The organism is Corallococcus sp. AB038B (assembly GCF_003668955.1).
GTDB lineage: Bacteria > Myxococcota > Myxococcia > Myxococcales > Myxococcaceae > Corallococcus > Corallococcus exiguus.
Window position 1 is genome coordinate 489,147 of record NZ_RAWO01000004.1, and the last position, 18,647, is coordinate 507,793.

An 18,647-nucleotide genomic window follows, 5' to 3' on the forward strand; every position below is an offset into this window, starting at 1 on the left:
CTACCGGGACGTGTCCCGCGCCGCGCCCTGGAGCGCCTCCGTCAAACGCTCCGCGAGCCGCTGGACGTGGGGCGCGCGCAGCAGCGAGTAGTGCGTGCCGGGGAGCACCTCGCGCGTCAGCTCGCCGTGGACGTGCGCGCTCCAGCCGTCGTCCCCGTGCTTCGGGTTGTCGCCCGCCTGGAGCAGGAGGACGCGGCCGGTGAACGTTCCGGGGCGGTGGTGCTTCAGGGCGCGCAGGTTGCGGGTGAAGACGTGCAGGAGCGTGCGCCCCGCCTCCGTGGCCGCTTCCGGCGTCGCGAGCTGTCCCTGGTCGAGCTCGAACAGCGCGGCCACCTGGCCCGCGTCGTCCACGTCGAGCGGCACGCGGTCGTCCGTCGCCGGGCTGGAATCGATGAGGGCCACGAGCTCCACGGTCTCGCCCCGGGCCTGGAGTTGACGGGCCATCTCGAAGGCCACCACGCCTCCCATGGACCAGCCGCCGAGCCGGTAGGGACCGTGGGGCTGCACGGTGCGCACGGCGTTCACGTAGAGCGCCGCCATCGCCTCCACCGTGTCGAGCGGTGGACGGCTTCCATCGAGCCCCTGGGACTGGAGCCCGTAGAAGGGCTGCTCCCGGCCCAGCTGCTTCGCCAAAGCCGCGTACGCGAGCACGTTGCCGCCCACCGGGTGAACGCAGAAGAAGGGCCGCTGCGAGCCCTCGCGCTGGATGGGCACGAGGGGGGAGAAGACTTCGGGCGCCTGACGCAGCAGCCGGGCCAGCGTCTCCACCGTGGGCGCCTGGAAGAGGGCGGCCAGGGGCAGCTCGCGGTGGAAGCGCTCCCGGATGCGCGCCATCAGCTTCACGGCGAGCAGGGAGTGACCGCCCAGGTCGAAGAACGGACGCGTCACGCCGATGGGTCGGACCCCCAGCAGCTCCTCCCAGAGCGCCACCAACTTCCGCTCCATGTCGTCGCGTGGGGCGACCTCCGTGGTTTCGGAGGGACGGGACGCCGGTGCTTCTGGGACGTGCATCCGGAGAAGCTCCTCGTCCGTCAGCAGCGTTCGTGGATCCAGAGGCGCGTCGGGCTCGGCGAGGACTGTCTCCAGCAGCGTGCTCCAGCGCTCCATCATCCGCTGGACCGTGGCGGCGTCGAAGAGGTCCGTGCTGTAGGTGAGCGCGCCCTGGAAGCCGTCGGGCTGCCGGATGAGGGCGAGGTCCAGATCGAACTTCGCCACAGTGGAGGGGACTTCCACCGCCTTCAGCGTCAGGCCCGGGAGGGTGGCCTCCGGATCCGGCGTGTTGTGCAGTGCGAAGAGGGCCTGGAAGAGCGGCGTGCGGCCCAGGTCGCGCTCGGGCTGGAGTGCGTCCACCAGCCGTTCGAATGGGAGGTCCTGGTGTTCGTACGCGCCGAGCGTGGTCGAGCGCACCTGTGCGACGACCTTCCGGAACGACGTGTCCGCGGTGAAGCGGGCTCGGAGGACCAGCGTGTTGACGAAGAATCCGATGAGGCCTTCGGTCTCCGCGTGACGGCGGTTCGCGATGGGCGTGCCCACCAGCACGTCGTCCTGGCCGGAGTACCGCGACAGCAGCAACTGGAACGCGGCCATGAGCACCATGAAGGGCGTGGCGCCTTCCCGCTTCGCCAGCGCTTCCACTGCGTCACTCAAGGTCGGTGTCAGCTGGACGGGCCATCGTGCTCCCTGTGCGGAGCGGCGGGCCGGACGCGGCCGGTCCGTGGGCAGCAACAGCGCATGTGGCGCCCCTTCGAGTCGCTGCTTCCACCAGGCGAGCTGTCCGTCCAGCACCTGGCCTTCCAGCCATGACGCCTGCCACCGGGAGAAGTCCGCGTACTGCACGGGCAGCTCCGGCAGCGGCGACGGCTGGCCCTGGCGGAAGGCTTCGTAGAGCGTCACGAGCTCGCGCACGAGCACTCCGAAGGACCAGCCATCGGAGACGGTGTGGTGAGTGCACAGCAGGAGCACGTGCTCGCTCGTGTCCAGCCGCAGCAGGGTGAAGCGAGCGAGGGGACCCGTGCCCAGGTCGAAGGGACGCAGCGCATCGGCGTCCATGCGGCGCCGGACTTCGGCCTCACGCGCATCCGTGGGGAGGGCCTCCATGTACTCCGTGCGCAGCACTCCCGTGGGCGCGGGATGGATGCGCTGACGCGGTGTTTCGTCGTGTGTCTCGAACGTCGTGCGCAGGGTTTCGTGCCGTTGCACCAGCGCGTCGAAGGCCTGCTGGAGGGCGGGGACATCCAGCGCTCCGGATAGCCGCAGCGCGAAGGGCATGTTGTAGAGCGGGCTGCCCGGTTCCAACTGGTCGATGAACCACAGCCGCTGCTGCGCGAAGGACAGGGGCGCGAGGTCGTCTCCCTGCGTCCTCGTCAGCGGCGGCAGCGCGGGCGTGGATGCGGCGTCCGTCAGCCGCTGGGAGAGCCCCGCCACGGTCGGCGTCTCGAAGAGGGCCCGGACGCGCAGCTCCACACCGAAATGGGTACGCACTCGCGACACCACCTGCGTGGCCAGGAGTGAGTGTCCGCCCAGCTCAAAGAAGTTGTCGTGACGGCCCACGCTGGACACGCGGAGCAGCTCCTCCCAGATGGTCGAGAGGCGCTGTTCGGTGGGGGTCGCGGGAGGCTCGAAGACACGTGCGGGGCGCGATGACGCGTCCGGTACGGGCAGGGCCTTGCGGTCCACCTTGCCGTTCGGCGTCAGGGGCAGGACAGGCAGGGCGAAGACGGTGGCCGGCACCATGTAATCCGGCAGGTGCCTGCGCAGGTGCTCGTGCAGTGGCGTGGTGTCCGCTTCCGGCGTGACATAGGCGACGAGGCGCGCGTCGCCAGGAACGTCCTCGCGCACCAGGGCCACCGCGTCCCGGATGCCCGGATGCGCGCGCAGCGTGGACTCGATCTCGCCCAGCTCGATCCGGTGGCCACGCAGCTTCACCTGGAAGTCCAGGCGGCCCATGAACTCGAGCGTCCCGTCCTCGCGCCACCGGACCTTGTCGCCCGTGCGGTACAGGCGCGCTCCAGGCTCCGTGCCGAAGGGGTCCGGCATGAAGCGCTCGGCGGTCAGGTGCGGCCGGCCCAGGTAGCCGCGCGCGACGCCTTCACCGGCGAAGCACAGTTCTCCGGGCAGCCCGAAGGGAACCAGCTCCAGACGCTCGTCGAGCACGTACGCGCGCAGGTTGTCCAGCGGCCGCCCGATGACGGGCAGCGCGTGGGACGTTCCCTGGATGTCCCAGACCGTGGCGTCCACGGTGCATTCGGTGGGGCCGTAGGCATTGAAGGCCCGCGTGCGCCGGGTCGTGGCGAGTCGCCGCCACATCACTTCGTCCAGTGCCTCGCCTCCCACCAACATCAGTGACGGCAGGCAGGGACGGTCCAGCATCCCCGCATCCAGCAGGAGCTTCAGTTGCGCGGGCGTGCAGTCCAGTGCGTCCACCCGCGTCCGCTCCAGCCACTCGAGCATCCGCTCCGGCTCCAACCGGAGGTCCTCCGGAACAGGGCACAGGCAGTGGCCACTCAGCAGTTGCAGCACCTGCTCGATGGCTGCATCGAAGAACAGGGGGGCGTTGACGCTGACGCGAAGCGCCATGGGCTGGCCCGCGTAGGCGGTCCGCAAGAGCGCGTGCCTCAGGTGCAGCAGCGAGCGGTGCCGCACCATCACCCCCTTGGGCGTCCCGGTGGAGCCGGAGGTGTAGATGACGTAGGCGAGGTTCCCCGCTCCCGCCGCTGGCGGCAGGTTGTCCGAAAACCTGTCCGACAGTCGGACAGGTTCCGAGCCGTCCTCCTCCTCCGGAGCGGTCTCCGAAAACCTGTCCGACTGTCGGACAAGTTCCGAGCCGTCCTCCGCCGCCGGTGCGGTCTCTGAAAACCTGTCGGACAGTCGGACAAGTTCCGAGTCGTCCTCCGCCGCCGGTGCGGTCTCCGAAAACCTGTCCGACTGTCCGACAGGTTCTGCGTCCATCCGCACCAGGTGGGGCACCTCCGGGTGCCACGCTTCTTGCAGTGCCCGCGTCGTCACCAGCACGGACGCGCCACAGTCTTTGAGGACGAACGACCTGCGCGCGGCGGGCGCGGCCGGGTCCAGCGGCACGAAGGCACCCCCGGCCTTGTTCACCGCGAGCAGCGCGATGACGCTCTCCGCCGAGCGCTCCAGGCACAGGCCCACCGTCACCTCCGGACCCACACCCAGCGAACGCAGGTGCCAGGCGAGCTGGTTTGCCCGCGCGTTGAGCTGCTGGAAGGACAGCGTCGTGTCCCCGAACACCACGGCGTCCGCGTCCGGAGTCCGCGCCACCTGGGCTTCGAAGTGGCCGTGCAGCGTGCCTTCGCCGTCGAAAGGCGACACGCCTCCGGCCAGGTTGCCCAGAAGCTGTCGCCGTTCCTCCTCCGACACGAGAGACAATCCGGACAGCGGTCCATCCGGATTCGTGAGCACTGCCTCCAGCAGCACGCGGAGGTGGGTGATCAGCCGCGCCATGGTGGGACGCTCGAAGAGGTCCGTGGCGTATTCGAGCTTGCCCCGGAAGCCATCCTCGCGGCGGTCCAGGTCCAGGCTCAGGTCGAACTGGGATGTCGTGCGCTCCGCGAGGGTCGCGGGCCGCACGGTGAGGCCGGGCAGCGCCAGCTCCGGCACTGGCGCGTTCTGGAGCGCGAACATCACCTGGAACAGCGGCATGCGCCCCAGGTCGCGCGTCGTTTGCAGCGACTCCACCAGCCGTTCGAATGGGACGTCCTGGTGCTCGTAGGCGCCCAGCGTCGTGGCGCGCACCTGGGTCAGCAGCTCCCGGAACGTCGTCCGGGCGCCGAAGCTTCCACGCAGCACCAGCGTGTTGACGAAGAAGCCGATGAGGCCTTCGGTCTCCGCGTGACGACGGTTCGCGATGGGCGTGCCGACGAGCACGTCGTCCTGGCCGGCGTAGCGGTGCAACACCGTCTGGAAGGCCGCGAGCAGCACCATGAAGGGCGTGGCGCCCTCCTGCTTCGCCAGTGCCTCCACGCGCTCGGACAGGGCGAGGGGTATGTGCACAGGTAGCGTATCTCCGCGCTGGGTGGAGACGGCGGGACGGGGCTTGTCGGTGGGCAGCTCCAGGGTCCGGGGCGCTCCTTCGAGCTGCCGGGTCCACCAGGCCAGCTGCGCCTCCAGTGTTTCTCCCTGGAGCCAGGCTCGCTGCCAGAGCGCGAAGTCCGCGTACTGCACGGGCAGCCCCGGGAGCGCGGGCGGCCGGCCCTCGCGCAGTGCCGCGTAGAGGGCAGTGAGTTCGCGCACCATCACGCCCAGCGACCAGCCGTCGGAGAGGATGTGGTGGAGGTGCAGCACCAGCACGTGCTCCTCGGGCGCGAGCCTGATCAGCAGGGCGCGAATGACGGGGCCTCGCTCCAGGTCGAACGGCCGCTGGGACTCCTCTGTCGCCAGGCGCTCCGCTTCGCGCAGCCGGGCTTCGGTGTCCTCCAACGCGGACAGGTCCACGCGTTCCAGCGGCACGGTGGCCTGCGCGTGGATGTGCTGCACGGGCTGGCCTGCTTCCGTGCGGAAGGTGGTGCGCAGGGATTCGTGCCGCGCCATCAATGCGTCCAGGCTTCCCTTCAGCGCGGCCTCGTCCAGCGCGCCGAGGAGTCGCAGGGCGACGGGCATGTTGTAGAGGGCGCTGCCCGGTTCGAGCTGGTCGATGAACCACAGCCGCTGCTGCGCGAAGGACAGTGGCAGCAGCGGGGGCCTCGGGGCCCGGGTGAGAGGCGGCACGTGCTCGCGGAGGTTCGTGGTGGCCCCCAGGTGCAGGGCGAGCGCGGCCACCGTGGGCGCGTTGAACAGCTCACCCAGGGGCAGCTCCACGCCCAGCACCGCGCGGATGCGCGACACCACCTGTGTGGCCAGGAGCGAATGGCCTCCCAGGTCGAAGAAGTCATCGTGGATGCCCACGGCGTCCAAGTGCAGCACCTCCGCCCAGATGGCCGCGAGCTGTGCCTCCACGGCGTTGCGTGGGGCTTCGCGCGTCGACTCTGCGGACCGGGGCGCTTCGGGTGCGGGCAGGGCCTTGCGGTCCACCTTGCCGTTCGGTGACAGCGGCAGGGATGGCAGAGCCACCCAGGCGGACGGCACCATGTAGTCGGGGAGTTGCCGCTGCGCGTGCGCCTTCACCCGGTCGGTGCCGGCGCCGTCCTCGTCGAGGACCACGTAGGCCACGAGCCGCTTCTCACCGGGCACGTCCTCGCGCGCGAGCACCGCGGCCTCGCGTACGTCCGGAGCCTGGCGCAGCACGGCCTCCACTTCTCCGGGCTCGATGCGGAAGCCGCGGAGCTTGAGCTGGAAGTCGGTGCGGCCCAGGAACTCCAGGGTGCCGTCGTCGCGCCAGCGGGCCCGGTCGCCCGTGCGGTACATGCGGGCGCCCGGCGTGGCGGCGTGGGGATGGGGGATGAACCGCTCGGCGGTGAGGTCCGGCCGCTGGAGGTAGCCCCAGGCGAGGCCGTCACCGCCGACGTACAGCTCGCCGGGCAGCCCCGGCGGCAGGGGCTGGAGGTGCGCGTCCAGCACCCACGCGGTGGAGTTCGTCAGCGGGCGCCCGATGGGCACCGAGCGCTCCACGGTGTCCCGTGCGCGCAGCGTGTGCGTGGTGGAGAAGGTGGTGTTCTCCGTGGGGCCGTACCCGTTGACGAGCACGGCGTCCGGCGCCATCCGCGACAGGTGTTCTCGCACGCGCGGCACGGGCAGCACGTCCCCGCCTGCAAGCACCTGCCGCACGCCCGCGAGCGAGGCTCCTTCGTGAAGGACCATCTGCTCGAAGAGGGCGGCGGTGAGCCACAGCGTGGTGACGCCCTCCACTGCGAGCAGCATGCCCAGCTCCGACAGTGAGAGCGCATTCGGCGGTGCAAGCACCAGCTTCGCGCCGTGCAGCAACGCTCCCCAGAGCTCCAGCGTGGAGGCGTCGAACGCGACCGGCGCGGCCTGGAGGAACACCTGATCCGGACCGAAGGCGATGAAGCCATTGCCCCGGACGAGGCGCACGATGCCCCGGTGGGGCACGCAGACACCCTTGGGCCGGCCCGTGCTGCCCGACGTGAACATCACGTAGGCCAGCGCCTCCGCGGGCACCCGTACGTCCATCGGCGTGACCGGCTGCTTCGCGATCAGGTCTGCTTCTTCATCCAGCAGCACGAGGAGCCCGGTCACCGCCGGCAGCTCATCCGCCAACGCCGCCTGCGTGACGAGCACGCTGACGCCCGCCTCCTGGAGCACCCAGGTCGTGCGGTCCGCCGGGGCCTTCGCCTCCACGGGCACGTAGGCCGCGCCCGCCTTGAGGATGCCGAGCATGCCAGTGACGAGTTCCGGCGAACGCTCCACGCATAGCCCCACGCGGTCTCCAGGCCGCACGCCCACCCGGCGCAGGTGGTGCGCGAGCTGGTTCGAGCGGCGATCCAATTCTCCGTACGTGAGCTCACTCGCTGCGACCCGCGTCGTGTCCGCTGACGGGAAGGCCCCCGGACTCGCGGGCATCCTCACGGCGACGGCGTCTGGCGTGCGCGCGGCCTGCTCAGCGAACAGCTCGGGCACGGAGGCGTCACGTGGATACTCCGTCGTGGTGTCGTTCCAGGAGATGAGCACCTGGTGCCGCTCCTCGGGCGTCAGCAGCGGCAGGCGTGTGAGCCGAGTTCCTGGCGAAGCCACCGCGGCTTCGAGCAGCACGCTCAGGTGCCTGGCCATTCCGGCCACCGTGCCGGGTGTGAACAGGGCGGTGTTGAAGTTGAGGCCTCCCGTGAAGCCCTCGGGAGCGCGGTGCAGCAGCAGCTCCAGGTCGAAGCGGATGGCCCCCGGGTCGGCGTTCATCGGTTGGAACGACAGGCCGGGCAGGGCCAGCGGCGGCAGCGGCGCGTTCTGCAGCGTGAAGGTGATCTGGAAGAACGGCGTGCGGGATGTGTCGCGCGCGGAGTGCAGTGCCTCGACGAGCTTCTCGAACGGAAGGTCCTGGTGTTCGTAGGCGCCCAGGGTTGTGTTCCGCACGCGCGTCAGCAGCGAGACGAAGCTGTCGTCCTCGCGCAGCCGGGTGCGCAGGACGACGGTGTTGGCGAAGTAGCCGATGAGGGCCTCGGATTCGGCGTGGCGGCGGCCCGCGATGGGCGAGCCCACCAGCACGTCGTCCTGTCCGGCGTAGCGGCCGAGCAGCACCTGGAACGCGGCGAGGAGCACCATGTAGGGCGTGGCGCCCTCGCGCTTCGCCAGGGCCTCCAGGGCTTCGCTGGTGGCCCCCGAGAGGGTGAAGGGCATCAGCGCGCCCTGGAAGGTCTGCCGGGCCGGACGCGGATGGTCCGTGGGCAGCTCCAGGTGCGACGGCGCGCCTTCCAGCTGCCGCCGCCAGTAGCCGAGCTGCGCATCCAGCACCGAGCCCTGCAACCAGCCTCGCTGCCACAGCGCGTGGTCGGCGTACTGCACCGGCAGCTCGGGCAGCGGGGCGGGGAGGTTGCGGGAGAGCGCGGCGTAGAGCGCGCCCATCTCGTGCACCAGCACGCCGGTGGACCAGCCGTCAGAGATGATGTGGTGCAGGTTCAGCACCAGCACGTGCTCCGTGGGCGACAGCTTCAGCAACAGGGCTCGGAGGAGGGGACCCTGCTCCAGGTCGAACGGGGTGCGTGCCTCCTCGAGGGCGAGCCTCGTTGCTTCGGCGCGGCGCTGCTCAATGTCCAGGACGCCAGTGAGGTCCACCTGTCTCAAGGGCAGCGGACCGGGAGCGTGGATGACCTGCTCCGGGGCTCCTTCGTACTCCCGGAACGTGGTGCGCAGGACTTCATGCCGGCGCACGAGTCGGTCGAAGCTCCGCTGGAGCGCGCCGAGGTCCAGCGTGCCTTCCAGCCGGAGCGAGAACGGCATGTTGTAGGCCGTGTCCGCGGTGCCCAGTTGATGGATGAACCACAGCCGCTGCTGCGCGAACGACAGCGGCAGCACGGCGGGCCGTACGCCACGGGTCAACGGCGTGAGGCCGGTGGGCTCGGTCTTCTCCGGCTCCGCCAGCGCGGGCGCAACGGCTCCAGACGGAGTGATGCGCCGGGCGAGCGCCTCCACGGTGGGGGCTTCGAACAGCGTGCGCAGCGGCACCTCGTGGCCCAGGCGCGCCCGTACGCGCGCGGCCACCTGGGTTGCGAGCAGCGAGTGTCCGCCCAGCTCGAAGAAGCTGTCCCGCACGCCGACCTGCGCGATGCCGAGCACCTGCGCGAAGATCTCCGCCAGGGCCCGCTCGGTGTCGTCGCGTGGGGCGATGGGCTCCGCGCGTCCGGCGGTGGGCGCGTCCGGCGCGGGCAGGGCCTTGCGGTCCACCTTGCCGCTGGGGGTGAGCGGCAGGGCGTCCAGGCGGACGATGGTGGAGGGCACCATGTACTCGGGCAACCGCGAGTGCAGGAACGTGCGCAGTCCGGCCGTGTCGAGCGTCCCGCCCTCGATACTGACGTAGGCGACGAGGCGCGGTCCCCCTGTGTCCGCCAGTCGCACGACGGCCACGGTGTCGCGCACGCCGGGCCAGGACTGGATCGCGGCTTCGATGTCGCCCGGTTCAATGCGGAAGCCTCGCAGCTTCACCTGGAAGTCAGCACGGCCCAGGTACTCCAGCGTGCCGTCGGTGCGCCACCGGGCGATGTCGCCCGTGCGGTACAGGCGCGCGCCGGGCGTGTCGCTGAAGGCGTCGGGGATGAAGCGCTCGGCGGTGAGGGTAGGGCGGCGCCAGTAGCCTCGGCCCACCTGCACGCCGCCGATGAACAGCTCGCCCGGGATGCCCACGGGCACCGGTTGTCCGTGTCGATCCAGGACGTGCATGCGCGTGTTGGCCACGGGCCGGCCGATGGGCACGACTCGCAGGGATTCGTCGCGCGGGCACTCCCAGGACGTCACGTCCACGGCGGCCTCGGTGGGGCCGTAGAGGTTGTGCAGCGTGGTGTGCGGCAGTCGTGACTGGGCCCGGAGCACCAGGTCCGCGGGCAGGGCTTCGCCGCTGCACATCAGCTGGCGCAGGCGTGTCAGGGACTCCAGGCCGGGCTCCTCCACGAAGGCTCGCAGCATGGACGGCACGAAGTGCGTGGTCGTCACGCCCTCGCGCGCCATCAGCGCGACCAGGTAGTCCGGCTCTTGATGTCCGCCGGGCCTCGCGAGCACCAGCCTCGCGCCCGCCATCAAGGGCCAGAAGAACTCCCAGACGGACACGTCGAAGCTGAACGGCGTCTTCTGCAACACCGTGTCCGACGACGTCAGGCCGTAGCGGCCCTGCATCCAGCGCAGGCGGTTGACGACGCCCGCGTGCGCGTTCATCGCGCCCTTGGGGCGGCCCGTGCTTCCAGACGTGAAGATGACGTATGCGAGGGAGTCATCCGCCGGCTGCGGCACGGGGCGGGCCGTGGACTCACGCGCGATGGCCTCCCACTGGGTGTCGAGCGCGATGACGTGCGCGGCATGCGGTGTCAGTGCAGCGCGGAAGCGCTCTTGCACCAGGAGCACGGGCGCGGCGGTGTCCTCCAACATCCCAGCGAGCCGTTCCTCGGGCGTGGCCGGATCCAGCGGCACGTAGGCCGCTCCGGCCTTCAGGATGCCCAGGAGGGCGACGACCATCTCCAACGAGCGCTCCATGCAGACGCCCACCAGGGTCTCCGGGCCCGCGCCGCGCGCACGCAAGTGATGCGCGAGCTGGTTGGCCCGGGCGTCGAGCTGCGCGTACGTGAGGCACTGGTTCTCGAACTGGATCGCGATGGCCTCCGGCGTGCGTTCGGCCTGGGACTCGAAGAGGTTGTGGAGCGTGGCGCCAGCAGGGAAGTCCGCGCGCGTGTCGTTCCAGCCGCGCAGGACCTGCTCGCGCGCGGCCGGCGTGAGCAGCGACAAGGTGGAGACCGGTGCGTCCGGCGCGGCGACGACGGCCTTTGCCAGCACGGTCAGATGCTCCGCCATGCGCTCCAGGGTCGCGGCGTCGAAGAGGGCGGTGGAGTACTCCAGGCGGCAGCGCAGGCCGTCGCGCTGTTCCCAGACCTCCAGCGACAGGTCGAACTTGGCCGTCGTCACCGGCACGTCCACTCCGCCAATCTGGAGCCCCGCACCTCCGGTCGTCTGGGCCGCCGGAACGTTGATGACGTTGAGGACGGTCTGGAACACCGGCGTGCGGCTCAGGTCGCGAGGCACCTGGAGCACGTCCACCAGTTGCTCGAAGGGCATGTCCTGGCGCGCGTAGCCACCCAGTGCCTGCTGCTTCACGCGCGTGATGAGCTCGCGGAACCCCGGTGCGCCGTCGAGCCTCGCGCGGAAGGCGAGCGTGTTGACGAAGCAGCCCAGCAGGCCTTCCACCTCAGGGCGCGAGCGGCCCGCGATGGGCGTTCCCACCGCGAAGTCGTCCTGTCCGGAGGTGCGGGAGAGCAGCACCTGGAACAACGCCATCAGGACCATGAAGGACGTGGCGCCTTCACGGCGGCCCAGCGCGAGGAGCGGCTCGGATAGCTCGCGAGGCAGGTGGAAGGCGTGGGCGGCGCCCGCGTAGGACTGCGCGGCGGGGCGGGGACGGTCAGTGGGCAGCTCCAGCGGCGGCGTGCCCTGGAGCAGCTCCTTCCACCAGCGTGCCTGTTCCTCCAGCACCGGCCCGGTCAGCCACGCGCGCTGCCACACGGCGTAGTCGGCGTACTGCACCGGCAGGGGTGGCAGGACGGAGGGCACACCCGCGCTGGCGCAGGCGTAGAGGACTGGCAGCTCGTGGCTGAGGACCAGGGCGCACCAGGCATCGGAGACGACGTGGTGCAGGAGCAGGTGCAGGACGTGCGTGTCCGGAGCCAGCCGCAGCAGCAGCGCGCGGGCCACGGGGCCCGTGTCCAGGTGGAAGGGCGTCGCGGTGTACGCCTGGCAGCGGCGAAGCATGGCGGCCTCGCGCGCCTCTGCCGTGTCGCCGGAAACGTCCTCCGTCTCCAGGGGCAGGGGGCCGGTCGCGTGGATGATTTGCACGGCCCCGGTGTCGCCCAGGGCATAGGTGGTGCGCAGGACCTCATGGCGTTCCACGAGCGAGTGGAGCGCCTTCTGGAGCGCGGTGACATCCAGCGCCCCCGTGAGCCGGAAGATGATCGCGTTGTTGTAGGCGGTGCTCTCCGGCTCCAGCTCCTGGAGGTACCAGAGGCGCTGCTGCGCGAACGACAGGGGCAACGGCTGGCCACGAGGCGCACGCGGGATCGTCTGGAGGGCACCGGAGGCGCTGGGCGTCTCCGCGCGCACTGTCGCGGCCGAAGCGCTCGGGGTGGCTGGAGCCGCAGGGCGCGGCGCGGGCAGCTTGAAGGCAGGGAGGTTCACGGCCTCGACACGGCCATCCGTGCGCAGGCGCACAGGACGGCCGGTGCGGTAGAGGCTCGCGGATCCACTCAGCGGATGCGGCACCAGTCGGCCCGGCGCCTCACCCGTCGCCCTCCAAAGGGCGGCAGGCAGGCCCGCTCCCGACAGGGCCAGCTCTCCGACGACGCCCGCGGGCACGGGCGCCCCGGCCGCGTCCAGCACCCAGACGTCCAGGCCCGGAGGCAGCTTCTCCTCCGGCGCACGCGGCAGCAGGCCTCCATTCCGGGCCTCCCCCGCGAGCAGCACGTCGCCGCCCGCCGTGCGCTGGAGCGCGGACGCCAGCTCCGCGGATGCGTTCTCCAGGACCCAGGCCCCCACCGGTGCCAGGGCCTCACGCGCTCCCGTCAGGTCCGTCAACGCTCGGGCCAGCCTTGCCGTGGTGTTCACCAGCACCGCGCCCGACTGCTTCGCCAGCGACAGCAACTCCTCCGCATCCGTCTCCTGCTCGCCGCGCACTCGCCGCGAGTGTGTCGCCGCGTCGGCGGCCACGGCCTCGCGTGCCGTGGCCAGGCGCTTGAGCCCTTCCAGGACGACGGGCGTCTCCAGGCCGAAGTCGATGAGGCACGTCACCTCGTCCACATCCGAGGCCCGCACTTCGCGCAGCCGCTGGATGCCGCTCTCCACCGTGCCGATGAGGCCGGTGCCCTTCGCGTGGTGCTCGAAGGTGTGCTCCAGCAGTGCGTCGATGTCCTCGCGAGACACCTTGGCGATCTCCCCTTGATACCCCTGCGCGGCGAGCAGCGACGTGGTGATGTCCGCCGAGCTCCGGAAGTACGCCAGCAGTGGCTTGCGCACCTGCCGGAGGACCTCCGCTTCGTCGTCACCCAGGTACGTGTGCAGCATGCAGGTGATGTGGCCCCGGCCCGGGTGGCCGTTGCGGCGCCACGCTTCGCGGTAGAGGGCCACCTTCGGCTTCAGCTCCTCCAGCGAGTGGGCGAAGAGGCCCGTGAGCACACCCGCGCCCAGCTCGCCCGCGAGCCGGAACGTCTCCGGGTTCGCGGTGGCGGTGAGCCACACGGGCAGCTCTCGCTGCACCGGTTTCGGGCGCAGGCCCACCTCCACGGTGACGCCGTTGCCTCCTGGGCGCCGCAGCCGGTCTCCTCGCCACAGGCCTCGCAGCGTCTCCAGGTGGCGCAGCAGGATGTTGCGCCGGTCGGCGTAGTTCCCGGGCGCGAAGATGAAGTCCTGCACGTGCCAGCCCGTGGCCACCGATACGTCGACGCGGCCCTGCGACAGGTTGTCCACCACGGCCCACTGCTCCGCGACGAGCAGCGGATCATGCAGCGGCAGCACGACGCTGCCGGAGCGCAGGCGCAGGTGCTTCGTGACGGATGCGAGCGCGGCGGAGACCACCGCGGGCTGAGGGTAGATGCCGCCGAAGGAGTGGAAGTGCCGCTCGGGCGTCCAGATGGCGGAGAAGCCGTGCGCATCCGCGAACTTCGCGCCCTCCATCAGCAGCTCGTACTTGGGCCCGGTGAGCGAGTCCTCGTCGTTGGCGAAGTACGACAGGCTGAGCTGAAGCGGACGCGATGCCGCCTCGTCCGATACGCCCCGGCGCGATGTGGTGGCCTCGGAGGGGAACAGCACGCGCAGGCCGCGCGACAAGGCCCAGAGGGCTTCCAGTTCGGGCTTCTCGGGAGCGGGTTCGGAGGCGGCGAGCCAGGTAGTGCCCGGCGCCGGATGCAGCCGTGCATCCAGGCCCGCGAAGAAGCCCGTGAGCGACGTGTGACTCAACGCCCACGCGGGCTGGCCCGCACCCATGGGCAGGAGCCACGCCAGGGACTCCGGCGAGGGAAGCGGCAGCGCCTCCGTCACCGTCAACGGCGACGTGTCTCCCAGCACCTCTTCGATGTGCAGGACGCGTGAGGACTCCAGGCGTGTTGAAGTGAAGAGCCCGCGCCAGGTGATGAGCCGGGGCTCGACACTGCCTTCCACGGCATAGACGGCCAGCGAGTCCAGGTCCGTGGGTCCGAGCGCCACCGGCGCGCCACCTGCTTCCAGGACACCCCACAGCGCGGCCAGCTTCTCCGGCGACGCACGGAGGCAGAGCGCCACGGGTTCTCCCGGCTGGAGTCCCTGCTCGCGCAGCCTCGACGCGAGCCTTCTCGCGCGGGAGGCCAGTTCCCGCCAGGTCCAGGTCCGCCCAGCCTGCTCCACGGCGATTGCGTCCGGCTGCCGCAGCGCGTGTTCGCGCAGCCGTGCGGGCAGGACGGGGGCCTGCGTGACGGGCGGGGGAACGGGCCATGCGCGGCGTTCGGCGTCGGTGGCCAGCGGCAGGCGGGAGAGGGGCTCCTCGGGCCGGGCCAGTGCCGCCCCGAGCAACACCTGGAGGTGCTCCAGCATCCGCCGAGCGGTGGAGGCGTCGAACAGCTCCGTCGCGTATTCCACTGCGCCGTGAATGCGGCCGGGTTCCTCGGTGAGGATGAGCGTCAGGTCCGACAGCGTGGCGCCCCACTGCACGGGCGTGCCTGGCACTTCGATGAAGGTGCCTCTCGCTCCGACGGCCGCCAGCGCGTCACCGCCCATCTCCAGGTTCGAGTGGTAGACGAACACCGTGTCCGTCATGCGCTCCCGGCCGATGTCGCGCCCGGGGACGAGCTGTTCGACGAGCATCTCGAAGGGCACGTCCGGCCGCGACTGCACGTCCGTGACTTCGCGTCGCACGCGGTGCAGGAGTTCGCGGAAGCTCGGGTCATCCCCCACGTGGGTGCGGAACGCGGCCGAGTGCGCCACGTAGCCGATGAGCGGCAGCAGCTCCGGCCTCGTGCGATTGCCGATGGGCGTGCCGACGATGAGGTCCGCCTGCCCGGTGTAGCGGTGCAGGAGCGCGTTCCACGCGGCGAGCACCGTCATGTACGACGTGAAGCCCTCGCTGCGTCCGAAGGCGACAAGCGCCTCGGCGAGCTCCGGCGGGAAGTCCAGCACCATGCGCTCGGAGGTGAGCGGGCAGCTCGCGGGCCGGGGCCGGTCCGTGGGGATTCCGAGCTGCCTGGGCATGCCTGCCAGGCGCTGACGCCACCACTGCTCCTGTTCGGGGAAGCGCTCCTCCGCGAGCGACTGCCGCTGCCACGCGCCGAAGTCCGCGTACTGCACGGGCAGGGGCGCCAGCGGGGACGGCTGGCCCTGGAGGAAGGCGGCGTAGAGCTGGCCCACCTCCTGGAGGAAGAGGGACGTGGAGAGCGTGTCGCAGACGATGTGATGGATGGCGCAGACCAGCAGGTGCAGGTCCGCGCGCAGGCGCACGAGCGTGGTGCGCAGCACGGGGCCTTGCACCAGATCGAAGGGGCGCGCGGCGTCCTCGCGGGCGATGCGGAGCGCGGCCTCCTCGCGTTCTTCGGGCGTGCCTTCCACCTCCACGATGGGCAGCGGGATTCGCACGTGGGGATGGAAGCGCTGCACGGGCCGGCCGTCCACGGCGTCGTAGGTGGTGCGCAGGGCTTCGTGGCGCTGGACGACCTCCTGGATGGCCCGCTCCAGGATGGCGGCGTTGGCGGGGCCTTCCAGGCGCAGGACGAAGGGAATCGTGTACGCGGACAGGCCGGGGAGGTGCTGCTCCAGGCGCCAGACGCGCTCCTGTACGAAGGACAGGGGCAGTGGCTCCGTCCGGGAGCGGGGGATGAGCGGCAGTTCGCGCGTGGGCTCCTTGGCGGGGGCCTGTTGGAGCAGTGGTTCGATGCGGGAGGCGAGCCCCGCGACGGTGGGCGCTTCGAAGAGTGCCGCCAGCGGCACCTGGACGTGGAAGGTGTCGCGGAGCTGATTGAGCAGCTGCGCGGCCATCAGCGAGTTGCCGCCCAGCTCCAGGAAGTTGTCGTCGCGTCCAACGAAGTCAACGCCCAGGCGCTGACGCCACAGCGCGGCGATGCGGACCTCCACGTCACCGCGAGGCGCGTCCTCACGGCCCCCTGGAACCGGGAGGGCAGGGCGCTCCTCGGGCGCAGGAGCCACTGCTGCGCTCTTGCTGGTGGGCACAGCAGAGGACGGACCTGGCATGTCGATGCCAGCGCACGAAGCCGGAGACGACGCGAGCGTGTCGATGAAGGAAGTCACCTGCTCCTGCGTTGGCGGCGCCATCTCGGACTTGTCGGTCAGGCCTGCCGTCGCGTGATCACGGAAGACCGGAGCGGAGACCTGAGGGAGGCCGCTGGCCGGGTCCATGCGAGGCGCGGACACGGTCACCATGGGCGCAGGCGCAACGTTCTGTCCCGAGGCCCCCATCTCGCTGGCCGCGCCATCCTGACCGCGAGGCTCCACCCAGCAGCGCTTGCGCAGGAACCTGTACGTCGGCAGGTGCACGCGGCGGCGCTGCTCGTGGGCGTAGAACGTGGTCCAGTCCACCTCCAGGCCCTGCATCCACAGCTCGCCCGCGCACTGGAGCAACCCCGACTGCTCCGTCGTCGCACCGCCCCGGCGCAGCGACGCGAGCGCCTTCACGCGCTCCCGGTCCTCGCCCAGGCACGCGCGGATCAGCGGGGTCAGGTCCTGGCCGGGCCCCACCTCCAGCAGCACGCTGCACCCTTCCTCCAGCAGGGCCCCCACCGCGTCCGTGAAGCGCACGGGCTGCCGCATCTGCGTGGCCCAGTACTCCGGCGCGGACAGCTCGCCCGGACGCGCCAGCGTCCCCGTGAGGCTGGAGACGTACCGGACGGAAGGCTCGTTCCGCTGGAGCGCACCCACCGCGCGCGCCAGCTCCGCCATCAACGGCTCCACGTCCGCCGAGTGGAAGGCATGGCCCGACGGCATTCGCACCGCGCCCGCCTTGCGCTGCTGCAACACCGCCTGGAATCGCACCACCTCATCCACGGGCCCGGAGACCACACACCGGTCCGGCGCGTTGATTGCCGCGAGCGTCAACCGTCCGGACAGCAGCGGCTGTACCTCCGCCGCCGGCAGTGCCACGCCGAGCATCGCGCCCGGAGGCAACCGGTGCATCAGCTCCCCTCGGACCACGGCCAGCCGCAGCGCATCCGGCAGCGAGAGCACGCCCGCGACACACGCTGCGGCGTACTCCCCGAAGCTATGCCCCAGCACGGCATGAGGAACGATGCCCCATGCCTGCCACAGCCGAGCCAGCGCGACCTGCACCGTGAACAGGGCCGGCAGTGCGACCCGCGTGTCGGAGAGCATCGCGGACGCCGCCTCCTCCTGGCCCGGTCCTGGACGCAGCAGCGTTTCCACCCGCGAACGCAGCGGTGCATCCAGCAGCGCCAGGCACGCATCCACCTGCGCTCGGAACGCGGGCACGGACGCATCCAGCTCCCGGCCCATGCCCACCTGCTGCGAGCCCTGTCCGGAGAAGACGAACGCCACCCGCTTGCGGCGCGCGCCCTCCACGTCCTTCAAGCGCGTGGGCGTGGCCGTCTTGCGAAGCTGCTTCGCCAGGTCCGCCGCATCCCGAGCGACCACCGTACGCCGGTACTCGAAGGCCCGGCGTCCCATCGCCTGCGTGTACGCGGCGTCCGCGAACGCCCCTCCATCCCCAGCGACCTCCACGGCGAACCGCGCCGACAACGCCTCCAGCGACTCAGGAGAGCGCGCCGACAACACGCGCAACGCCAGTTGTTTCGCCGCCGCCTCCAAGGCTTCCGGCGAACGAGCGGAGAGCACCTGATCCGCCAGCTTCAACGACGCGGCCTCCAGCGCCTCCGGAGACCGGTCCGCCAGCACGTGCGACGCCAGCGCCAGCGCTCCCGCCTCTAGCGACTCAGGCGAGCGCGCCGACAGCACGAACAGCTGGTGCGAGCGCGTCGTGTGTCCGCTCCGGACGACGGGCGCCTCCTCCAGCACGGCGTGCGCATTCGTCCCGCCCACGCCAAACGAGCTCACTGCCGCGCGCCGGGGCGTCTTCCCCCGAGGCCAGGGCCGCAGGCGCGTGTTGACGAAGAACGGTCCCGCGTCGAAGTTGATCCGCGGGTTCGGAGACTCGAAGTGGAGGCTGGGAGGAATCTCCTCCTCGCGCAGCGACAGCGCGACCTTGATGAGCCCCGCGAGCCCCGCCACCGTGTCCAGATGGCCCACGTTCGTCTTGAGCGATGCCAGGGGGATGGTGCCCCGGTGCTCGGGCCCCAGGCCGTAGGCGCGCTGGAGCGCCGCGACCTCGATGGGGTCGCCCAGCGGCGTCGCCGTCCCGTGCGCCTCCACGTAGCCGATGTCCGTCGCCGAAACGCCCGAACGGCGCAGCGCCTGCGTGATGACGGTCGCCTGGCCTTGCACGCTGGGCGCCGTGAAGCCGGACTTGTCGCGCCCGTCGTTGTTGACGGCGGTGGCTCGGATGACGGCGTGGATGGGGTCGCCGTCGCGGACCGCGTCCTCCAGCCGCTTGAGCACCACGGCCGCCA

Annotated in this window: 1 protein-coding gene (only partly in view); it reads right to left on the reverse strand. The window is 71.0% G+C overall.

The annotated features are described in order from the left end of the window. Positions 1-18,647, reverse strand: the 3' portion of a protein-coding gene (locus D7Y04_RS21300) for a non-ribosomal peptide synthase/polyketide synthase (RefSeq protein WP_121760505.1). 13,570 nt of this gene lie beyond the right edge of the window; 18,647 of the gene's 32,217 nt are visible here — the last part of the coding sequence; its start codon lies off the right edge, out of view; the stop codon is at positions 1-3.